This window comes from Stackebrandtia sp. (assembly GCF_035643755.1).
GTDB lineage: Bacteria > Actinomycetota > Actinomycetes > Mycobacteriales > Micromonosporaceae > Stackebrandtia.
Genome location: NZ_DASQPW010000295.1, coordinates 1 through 10038 on the forward strand (window position 1 = coordinate 1; position 10038 = coordinate 10038).

The window sequence follows — 10038 nt, forward strand, 5'->3', positions numbered from 1 at the left end:
GCCTGCTGGCGGTCTGGCCCCGCCCCGGCGACCCCGACATCCCGGCGCAGCGCCCGGTCACCGACGCGCCCCGCGTCACCCGGCGGGAGCTGCAGGTGCTGCGGGCCATGAGCGACGGCCGCAGCAACGCCGAGATCGCGCGCCGACTGTTCGTCAGCGAGGACACCGTCAAGACCCACGCCCGGCGGCTGTACCGCAAGCTCGGCGTCCGCGACCGCGCCCAAGCGGTGGCCGCCGGGTTTCGCACGGGCCTGGTGTCGTGACGCCGGTCAGGCGGGCGGGCGGGCGCCGCGCAGGAACTGTTCGACCGCGGTGTCGACGATGTCGTCGAGCAGCTCGGGCGCGACGAGGCTGCCGTTGATGAGTGTGGCGATGCCTTGCAGCGTCGCGAACAGGACGATCCCGATCCGCTCGGGGTCGCCCGCCTGGAGCGCGCCCCGTTCCTGCCCCCGCAGGATCAGGTCCCTCATTCGCCCGAACGGGGCCTCGGCGGCCGCGACGATCCGGGTGGCGCCCGGCCGGTGCTTGCTGGTGTACATCAGTTCCAGCAGCGCGGCGTTGTCGATGGCGAAGCGGGTGTAGGCGATCATGCCCGCCCGCACCTGCGCCGGGAAGTCGTCACCCGCGCCCGCCACAGCGGTACAAAGTGCGGTGTCCAGCCGCATGAACCCGGCCTCGGCGAGCGCGTCGAGCAGGGCCTGACGGTGGGGGAAATGCCGGCGCGGCGCGGCGTGGCTGACGCCGACCTCGCGGGCCAGATCGCGCAGTGACAGCCGGTCGGCGCCGTGGTCCCGCAGGCCGCGCTCGGCCGCGTCGAGCAGGGCGGCGCGGAGGTTGCCGTGGTGGTAGGGGCGCTCGTCGGTCGCGTCTGGCATGGTTTCCACCATAGCAAGAGTGTTTGCGTTGACAACATTGTTGCTGTCGCCTACTATGTAGCTCATGACAACATTCTCAGCTTCGGACGTTCCGTCCATGGCGGGCCGCACCGTCGTCGTCACCGGCGCCAACAGCGGGATCGGCCGCGCCGCCGCCGGCGCGCTCGCCGCCCGGGACGCCCGCGTCGTGCTCGCCGTCCGCAACCTCGACAAGGGCCGCGCGGCCGCCGCCGAGATGACCGGCCAGGTGGAGGTCCGACAGCTCGACCTGGCCGACCTCGCCTCGGTCCGCGCGTTCGCCGCCGACTTCACCGAGCCGATCGCCGTGCTGATCAACAACGCGGGCATCATGATCCCGCCGCTGACGCGCACCGCCGACGGCTTCGAGTCCCAGTTCGGAACCAACCACCTGGGGCACTTCGCGCTCACGAACCTGCTGCTGCCCCAGGTCACCGAGCGCGTCGTCACCGTGTCGTCCCTGGCGCACCGGCAGGGCAAGATCGACTTCGACGACCTCAACTGGGAACACAAGCCGTACCGGGCCGGGGCGGCCTACGGACAGTCCAAACTCGCCAATCTGCTGTTCACCCTGGAACTCCAGCGCCGCCTCGCCGAGGTCGGCTCCCCCGTGCTCGCGACCGCCGCGCACCCCGGCCTGTCGAACACGAACCTGCTGCGACCGGGCGACCGCGGCGCGCTCACGCAGGCCCTGATGAAGGCGGGGATCTCCGTCATCGCGCAAGACGACGCCGGCGGCGCCCTGCCCACGCTGTACGCGGCCGTGGCCGACGTCCCGGGCAACAGCTACGCGGGCCCGCGCGGACTCCTGGGGACCCGCGGCGCCCCGAAGCTGGTCGCCCGCTCGGCGCGAGCGCGCGACGCCGACACCGCGCGTCGACTGTGGGACGTCTCCGAACAACTGACGGAAGTGACCTTCCCCCGGCACGCGCTCCAAACCACCTGATCGGCCGTCACCGCGCACCACAGTAGGCTCTCGGGCATGACGAACGCCGCGTTGGTTCCGCTCATGACGGATCACTACGAGTTCACCATGGTCAACGCCGCGCTCGCCGACGGCAGCGCCGACCGGTCCTGCGTGTTCGAGGTCTTCGCCCGCCGTCTGCCCACCGGGCGCCGCTACGGCGTGGTCGCCGGGATCGGGCGCCTGGTGGAGCTGTTGGCCGCGTACCGCTTCGACGACGCCGACGTGGACTACCTGCTGTCGGCGGGCGTCGTGGACGAGCGCACCGCGCGGTGGCTGCGCGCGTACCGCTTCAGCGGCGACGTCGACTGCTACGCCGAGGGCGAGCTGTACTTCCCCGGCTCGCCGATCCTGACCGTCACGGGCGGCTTCGCCGAGTGCGTCCTGCTGGAGACGCTGGTGTTGTCGGTGCTCAACCACGACAGCGCGATCGCCTCGGCGGCGGCCCGCATGGTGACGGCCGCCCGCGGCCGCCCCATCATCGAGATGGGTTCGCGCCGCACCCACGAGCATTCCGCGATCGCCGCGGCCCGCGCCGCCTACCTGGCCGGGTTCTCCACCACGTCCAATGTGGCGGCGGGGCGGGCGTACGCGATCCCCACCGCGGGCACCTCCGCGCACGCGTTCACCCTTCTGCACGCCGACGAGCCCACCGCGTTCGCCTCGCAGGTGGAGACGATGGGCACCGACACCACGCTGCTGGTCGACACCTACGACATCTCGCAGGGCATTCGCAACGCCATCGCCGCGGCCGGGCCCCGGCTGCGCGCCATCCGCATCGACTCCGGCGACCTGGACGTGATGGCGCAGCAATCCCGGGACCTGCTGGATTCCCTGGGCGCCAACGACACCAAGATCGTCGTCTCCGGCGACCTCGACGAGTACGCCATCGCGACGCTGGCGGCGGCGCCGGTGGACGTGTACGGGGCGGGCACCGCCGTGGTGACCGGCTCGGCGGCCCCCACCGCCAACCTGGTGTACAAGCTGGTCGAGGTGGACGGCGCCCCCGTGGTGAAGCGCTCCGAGAACAAGGCGACCGTCGGCGGACGCAAGACCGCGGTGCGGCGCCACAAGCCCACCGGCACCGTGACCGAGGAGGTCGTGGTGTCGCAGGGCGTGCCCGAGCCGATGCCCGGCGACCAGGCGCTGCAGGTGCCGCTGCTGCGCGGCGGTGAGCCGGTGGAGAACCTGCCCGGTCTGAAGGACTCGCGGGCGCTGTTGCGGCAGCGCCTCATCTCGATCCCCTGGGACGGCCTGAAGCTGTCGCCCGGCGACGCGTGCGTCCCGGTCGTGATGCGCTAGACGACGCGGGGGGTGCCCGTCAGCGCCACCCCGGCGGTGCGCATCTCGTCCAGGGCCTTGTCGACGGTGTCGCGGGCGACGCCGGCGGTCAGGCCGAGCAGCACCGTGGTGTCGAAGCCCTCGCGGGCGGCGTCCAGCGCGGTGGCGCGCACGCAGTGGTCGGTGGCGATGCCGACGACGTCGACGGCGGCGATGTCGTGGGCGTGCAGCCACGCGGCCAGGTCGATCTCGCCGAGGCGCCCCTCGAAGCCGGAGTAGGCGGCCGAGTAGTCGCCCTTGTCGAAGACGGCCTCGGGGGACACCGTGAGTTCCGGGTGGAAGTCGGCGCCGTCGGTGCCGACCACGCAGTGCGGCGGCCACGTGTCGACGAAGTCCGGCTCGGTCGAGAAGTGGTGGCCGGGGTCGATGTGGCGGTCGCGGGTGGCCACGATGCGATCCCAGCGGCGCGGGTTGTCGGCCACCTGGGCCGAGATGTCCGCGGCCACGGAGGCACCGCCAGCCACCGCCAGGGAGCCACCCTCACAGAAGTCGCGTTGGACGTCGACGATGATGAGCGCGCGAGCCATGGCTCCTAGATTAAATCAATCGGTTGACTCACCGGATCCGGACGCCGTGCCGGCCAGCTCCTTTTGCTCGCGCGCGGCCAGGATCTCGCCGAACTTCGCGTCGAACGCGGGGCGCTCGCTGCGGATCCGCGGCATCCGGTCGAAGTTGCGCAGCGGCGGCGGGCAGCTGGTCGCCCACTCCAGGGAGGCGCCGTAGCCCCACGGGTCGTCGGTCTCCACGAGACGTCCGGCCTTGTGGGACTTGAAGATGTTCCAGATGAACGGCAGCGTCGACAGTCCGAGAATGAACGCGCCGATGGTGGAGATCGTGTTCAGCGTGGTGAAGCCGTCCCCGGCTTGGTAGTCGGCGTAGCGGCGCGGGAAGCCCTCGTTGCCCAGCCAGTGCTGCACCAGGAACGTGGTGTGGAAGCCGATGAACGTCAACCAGAAATGCAGCTTCCCGAGTCGTTCGTCGTACATTCGCCCCGTCACCTTGGGGAACCAGAAGTACACCCCGGCGAACACGGCGAACACGATGGTGCCGAACAGGACGTAGTGGAAGTGCGCCACCACGAAGTAGGTGTCGGAGACGTGGAAGTCGATGGGCGGGCTGGCCAGCAGCACGCCGGACAGTCCACCGAACAGGAAGGTGGTCAGGAAGCCGAGCGAGAACAGCATGGGCGTCTCGAAGGTGAGCTGCCCCTTCCACATGGTGCCGATCCAGTCGAAGAACTTGATGCCGGTGGGCACCGCGATCAGGAACGTCATGAACGAGAAGAACGGCAACAGCACCTGGCCGGTGGCGAACATGTGGTGCGCCCACACCGCCATGGACAGCGCCGCGATGGACAGGGTGGCGCCGATCAGGGTCTTGTAACCGAAGATGGGCTTACGGCTGAACACCGGGATCACCTCGGACACGATGCCGAAGAACGGCAACGCGACGATGTACACCTCGGGATGGCCGAAGAACCAGAACAGGTGTTGCCACAGCATGGCCCCGCCGGTGTCGGTGTCGAAGACATGGGCGCCAAGCGTTCGGTCGGCCATGACAGCCAGCAGGGCAGCGGCCAGGATCGGGAAGACCATCAGGACCAGCAGGCTGGTGACCAGGATGTTCCAGGTGAAGATCGGCATCCGGAACATGGTCATGCCCGGCGCCCGCAGCGTCAGGATCGTGGTGATCATGTTGACCGCGCCCAGGATGGTTCCCAGACCCGAGATGGTCAGACCCACGAACCACATGTCGGCGCCGTAACCCGGCGAGTTGACCACGTCGGACAGCGGCTGGTAGGCGAACCAGCCGAAGCTGGCGGCGCCGCCGGGGGTCAGGAAGCCCGCGACCACCAATGTGGACCCGAACAGGTACAGCCAGTACGCGAAGGCGTTGAGCCGCGGGAACGACACGTCCGGCGCCCCGATTTGCAGCGGGACGATGTAGTTCGCGAACGCGAACAGGATCGGCGTGGCGAACATCAGCAGCATGATGGTGCCGTGCATGGTGAACAGCTGGTTGAACTGGTCCACCGACAGGAACTGCAGACCCGGGCGCGCCAACTCGGTGCGCATCAACAGGGCCATGATGCCGCCGATGCCGAAGAACGCCATTGATGTCATGAAGTACATCAAGCCGATCTGCTTGGCGTCGGTGGTGCGCAGCGTGCGGGCCAGCCACGAGCCCTTGGGCTCACGGCGCACCGACCACGGACGCGCGACGATCGGCTTCGGCGAAACCGTTGTCACCTGCGGACCTCCTGAGTCGTCCCTGCCCGGCACCGGATTGGGCGATGTGGACGCGGGTGAGCCCACACTCATGCCTGGCGATCGCAGAATAGCCTTCCGGAAACTTCGACATTGCGTCGGGTATGAGAATTTCGGGTGTGCCGCGACTTCCATCTCACGCGGCGTGGAGCGCGATCGGTGTGCTGTGGCAGGATGCCTTGCCATGCGCGCCAAGGACGCCGACGCCCCGGCACCCCGACTGCCCGGCGGGTACTGCAACGACACCGTCCGCGTCGACGACACGGTGGTGAAGCGGTTCACCGGCCCGGGCGCGGAGCTGCGTCGCGACACCGAGGGGCGGGCGCTGAAGGCCGCCGCGGGCACGGTGCCGGTGCCCCGGGTGCTGAGAACCGGTGGCGCCGAGCTGGTCTGTCAATTCGTCGACGGCACCCACGGCCAGCGGCTGCTCAATCCCGAGCGGGCCGCGGGCATCCTCGCCGAGTGCGGTCGGGTGCTGGCGGCGCTGCACACCGTCTCCGTGGCCCCGCTGGGCGGCGCCGACGGATCGCCGAAGGTGTTGGTGCACGGCGACTACGGCCCGCAGAACCTGCTGCTGGACGAGGAGACGCTGCGGGTCACGGCCGTGCTGGACTGGGAGTGGTCCCACATTGGACGACCCATCGAGGACCTGGCCTGGTGCGAGTGGATCGTGCGCACCCACCACGCCGACTGCGTGGACGCGCTGCCGCACCTGTTCCACGGCTACGGCACCCCGCCGGCGCCCTGGCCGAAGCGCCAGGAGGCGATGCTGGCGAAGTGCCGCGCCATGCGGCGGTTCGGCGCCGCCCGCCGCGACGGTTCGGCCGCGCTGTGGCGCCGCCGAACCGCGGTGACGTCGTCGTGGGCTGTGTTATCTCACTCCGTTGGTGCGGCGCACTCCGGGCTCGAGTGCGGCGGCGACGCGCTTGACCAGCAGGGCGGTCTCGTAACCGACCAGGCCGAGGTCGCAGCCGGCGCGGGCTAGCACGGCGACCTGGGCCCGGTCCCCTACGGCCATCAACAAAAGGACGCCTTCGTCCATGTCGACGACCGACTGGCGGACGCGTCCGGCGGTCAATACTTTTGCCGCACCGGTGGTTAGCGACGCCAACCCACTGGTGATGGCGGCTAGTTGGTCGGCGCGGTCGACGGGCAGACCCGCCGATACCGCCAGCGCCAGGCCGTCCACGGAGACCGTCAGGGCGTGGGCCACGTCCGGGACCTTCTGCACGAACGAGGTCAGCAGCCAGTCGAGTTCTCCTATGTGCCCAGCTTGTTGTGGTGTGGTCATCGGCGGGGTCCTTCGCAGTTCACGAGGCGTACGGGGTCAGCTTTTGTCGGTCGCCTGACGAATGTCCATCGTCGATGAGGTGTCGGCGGCGGCTATGCCACCGGCGAACCCAGCCAGGCGGCTGCGAATCTCGTCGGGATCGAAACCTTCGTCACCGGGCCCGCCTCGAGGGGGTGGGGCGCTGGCTGGCGCTTCCACCGAACCGGGCAGCAGGCGTGCACCCGGGCGACGCTTGGGCAGCGCCCCCTCCTCTTCGACGGGTGCTTCCGGTGCCGGGTGTTCGGAAGCGGCGGCAATGGCTTGCCTGGCCTGATCGTATGCCATATCCCCGGCTCCCGTTTGCCAGCTGAGCGAGCCGGGCGGGAGCGCGGGGAAGTCACCGGAGCCGGTGGCGGGCATGAACCATCCGGTTTGTGCTGATGTTGCGGTGGGGTCGGGGGCGGCCGACACCGGGGCCGGGAGCGGACGGGGGTCGGCCGCCTCGGCACCGGGGATTCTGGGGCGTGGCACTATCACGCCGCTGGAGTCGGTGATGGAGGTCTCTTCGCCGGTCCCGGTCACCGGGATCGCCGACGGTCGGTCGCTGAGCGCCTTGAGGCTGCCGCGCCCCGACAGCGGCGGCTCGTTCGAGATCGGGTCGATCATGCCGCCGCGGGCGGAGCCGGAGCCGGAGCCGGTGCGCGGACCGTCCTGCGATGCGATCAGCGCCTCGGGCACCCGCACCACCGCCAGGGTTCCCTTGCCCGCGGTGGAGTGGAGCTGGACGTCGATGCCGTGGCGCTCGGCCAGCCGCGCGACCACGAGCAGACCCATGGTCCCGGCCAGCGACGAGGTCAGGCCGGAGGGCTCGCGCAGCCGCTCGTTGATCTCGGCGACCTGCTCCTCGGGAAGCCCGATGCCCTCGTCGTTGATGCTGATGACGACCTCGTGGATGGTGCGCCGGGTGGCGACCCGCACGTGGGTGGTGGGCGCGGAGAACTGGGCGGCGTTCTCCAGCAGCTCGGCCAGCAGGTGAACGACGTCCCCCACCGCGCTGGCGATGATGGGCGTATCGGCGGAGTCCTCGATGGCGATGCGCGAGGAGTCCTCGATCTCGGCCGACGCCTCGGTGACGGCGCGGGCCACGGTGATGGCCGAGATGTGGCGGCGTCCGGGGTCGCCGCCGGCCAGCAGCAGCAGGTTCTCCTCGTTGCGGCGCATCCGGGAGGCCATGTGGTTCAGGGAGCGCATCCGCTCCAGGCCGACCGGGTCGCGGGTGGCCTCGGTGAACTCATCCAGCATGTGCAGCTGCCGCTGCACCAGGGACTGCCCGCGCCGGGCCAGCGCGATCATCATGGCCGCCACGTCGAGCCGCAGCATCGCCTGGTCGGCGGCCAGCCGCAGGGCCTGGCGGTGGACGACGTTGAACGCCTGCGTCACCGCCGCGACCTCGTCGTTGGGCCCGGTGCGGTCCGTCATGGCCAGGTGTTCGGCGGCGTCGACGGCGTCGGTGACCTGCTTTTCGCTGCGGGCGTCGGTCATGGTGGCCACGGCCTTGGGCAGCGTGTCCTCGGCGGCCTGCAGGGCGTCGCGGCGCAGCAGGCGTAGCCGCTTGCTGATCCGCAGCGCCAGCAGCATCGCCGCGACGAAGGTCAGCACCGCCAGTCCGACGGCCGAGCCGCCGGTGATCCACGCCGAGGTGCGGGCCTGGCTGCGCAGCGCGTCGGCGGAGTGGCCGAGGTCCTCGCTCAGCTGGGACTCCACCTGGTGGAGTTCCTTGATCCGGTAGCCCTGGGCGACGTCCCAATCGTGGGCGGTGGCCTTGGGCGGCCGCTGTTGCAGGAGGTTGGAGGTGATCCGGTCGGCGCGGTCGACGGCCGGTCCGTACACCGTCGTGTAGTACAGGCCCTTGGCGCGCGGTCCCGCGGCGCGGTAGAACTCGCCGAGTCGCTGCTGCTCGATGCCCTGGTACCGGGCGAGGCTGGTGGTGTCGGCGGCCGGGATCTTGTCGTTCTTGCCGTCGCCGTTCAGGTCCATCTCGGACGCGGTGAGCAGGTTGTGCACCAGGATGCGTTCGTAACCCGCCGCGAGCTTCGCCCCCGCCAGCGCGGCCTCGGCGCGGGCCTGCCGCGCCAGGTCGTGGTCGGTGATGTGAACGTGCAGGGCGTCGGCGACGTCGAGGATCTTGTCGGAGATCGACTCGTACAGCTCCAGACCGCTCGTCGTGTCCGGGTCGGCCATCGAGACGGCCTTGTCCTTGGCGAACGGCCTCATGTATTTGCGCGCGTTCTTGATCTGGTCGAGCGAGCCGTCGGCGGTGACGATGACGGCGTTGAGCGCGGGAACCTCTTTGCGGATGGCGTCGGTCTGGGACTGGAATTCGTCGATGTACTTGTCGGTGGTGGCGATCTGGTGGGCGTAGTCGTGCGCGAAGGGCTTGCCGTCGGCCTCGTGGCTGTCGACGGTGGCCGCGACCTCGTCCTGCCCCACGTGCAGCAGCTTCGCGGTGGTGTTGGCCAGGTCGGCCAGGGTCTTGGCGCGGGCGGCGTCGGCGTCGGTCTGCATGGCCTGCTGCACCTGGAGACCGGCCAGGGTCAACAAACCCAGGATCGTCACGACGATGGGCAGCATGAGCCGTAGACGCACCGAGAGGGACCGGCGCCGTGGTGCCTCACCATTAGCCATCGTGGGGTGAGCCTTTCACATCTTCAGGCGGTGCATGGCATCGCGTCATGCACCGGGGCGTTCGGTTGCCACCGCTAAGCAGACAGCCTGTCGGGATATCCTGACGTGTCAAGGGGTGTGAAGTCGAGACCGGGGGGCATATTTCTCTCATAGTGGCGGATCAGTGACTCCTCGCCGTCCTTTCCTCACTATGTCGGACGCGTCAGCTCCGCGCGGTCGGCGGATACCGGCGCGGTTTCACGATGTCGCTCAGTTGGGCCGCCAGGTCGAAAAGCAACGCGGTCTTTCCCGGCGGCGCCACCAGTTGGACACTAGCCGGAAGTCCGTCCCCGCGGGTACCCACCGGCACCACCAACGCGGGCAGGCCGACCAGACCCCAGGGCGCGGTGAACGCGGCGGCGCGGGCGCTGGCGCGCAGGTTGTCCCGGAAACCGGTGCGCGACCAGGTCACGCCCGCCGGCGGCGGCCCGGCCGCCGCCGGGGTGACCAGCACGTCGAAACCGTTGTGCGCGAACCATTCCACGGCATGGGCCCGGGTGCGCGCCCCGTCGCCCAGCAGGGTGGAGGCCCACGAGCCGCGCGCCATCCGCTCCCCCACGGAGACCAGCCGCCGGGTGC

At 70.0% G+C, this 10038-nt stretch carries 10 protein-coding genes; 4 read left to right on the plus strand and 6 right to left on the minus strand.

Annotated elements, in window-relative coordinates; genetic code table 11:
• Positions 1-263 (plus strand): helix-turn-helix domain-containing protein (locus VE172_RS23040; protein ID WP_324804350.1); only part of this gene is annotated, 263 nt, incomplete at its 5' end.
• A 6-nt stretch (positions 264-269) separates the two neighbouring features.
• Here VE172_RS23040 and VE172_RS23045 read toward each other — a convergent pair.
• Positions 270-875, minus strand: a complete 606-nt coding sequence (locus VE172_RS23045; RefSeq protein WP_324804351.1) for a TetR/AcrR family transcriptional regulator — start codon at positions 873-875, stop codon at positions 270-272.
• A gap of 64 nt (positions 876-939) precedes the next feature.
• On the opposite strand from VE172_RS23045, the gene VE172_RS23050 reads away from it, so the two are divergent.
• Positions 940-1839, plus strand: coding sequence for an oxidoreductase (locus VE172_RS23050; RefSeq protein WP_324804352.1), 900 nt, complete (start codon positions 940-942; stop codon positions 1837-1839).
• 36 nt (positions 1840-1875) lie between these two features.
• Positions 1876-3159, plus strand: coding sequence for a nicotinate phosphoribosyltransferase (locus tag VE172_RS23055; protein WP_324804353.1), 1284 nt, complete (start codon positions 1876-1878; stop codon positions 3157-3159).
• On the opposite strand, the gene VE172_RS23060 is transcribed toward VE172_RS23055, so the two are convergent.
• Both VE172_RS23060 and ctaD read right to left on the minus strand, forming a co-directional pair.
• The gene (locus VE172_RS23060) at positions 3156-3725 is read right to left on the minus strand and encodes an isochorismatase family protein (RefSeq protein ID WP_324804355.1); all 570 of its coding nucleotides are present in this window, start codon (positions 3723-3725) and stop codon (positions 3156-3158) included. The genes VE172_RS23055 and VE172_RS23060 overlap by 4 nt on opposite strands.
• Positions 3726-3740: 15 nt before the next feature.
• A complete protein-coding gene (ctaD, locus tag VE172_RS23065; RefSeq protein WP_324804356.1) occupies positions 3741-5447 on the minus strand; it encodes an aa3-type cytochrome oxidase subunit I in 1707 nt (568 codons plus the stop codon).
• Between the two features lie 202 nt (positions 5448-5649).
• Here ctaD and VE172_RS23070 point away from each other — a divergent pair, with 202 nt between their 5' ends.
• Complete coding sequence (locus VE172_RS23070) at positions 5650-6450, plus strand: phosphotransferase family protein (protein ID WP_324804357.1); 801 nt, start codon at positions 5650-5652, stop codon at positions 6448-6450.
• On the opposite strand, the gene VE172_RS23075 is transcribed toward VE172_RS23070, so the two are convergent.
• The 3 genes from VE172_RS23075 to VE172_RS23085 form a co-directional block, all read right to left on the minus strand.
• Positions 6337-6756 carry a roadblock/LC7 domain-containing protein gene (locus tag VE172_RS23075; RefSeq protein WP_324804358.1) on the minus strand — a complete coding sequence of 140 codons (420 nt, stop codon included), beginning with the start codon at positions 6754-6756 and terminating at the stop codon, positions 6337-6339. The genes VE172_RS23070 and VE172_RS23075 overlap by 114 nt on opposite strands.
• Positions 6757-6792: 36 nt before the next feature.
• Positions 6793-9366, minus strand: a complete 2574-nt coding sequence (locus VE172_RS23080; RefSeq protein ID WP_324804359.1) for a sensor histidine kinase — start codon at positions 9364-9366, stop codon at positions 6793-6795.
• A gap of 256 nt (positions 9367-9622) precedes the next feature.
• Positions 9623-10038, minus strand: a 416-nt coding sequence (locus VE172_RS23085; protein WP_324804360.1) for an amidase family protein, incomplete at its 5' end; no start/stop codon positions are given.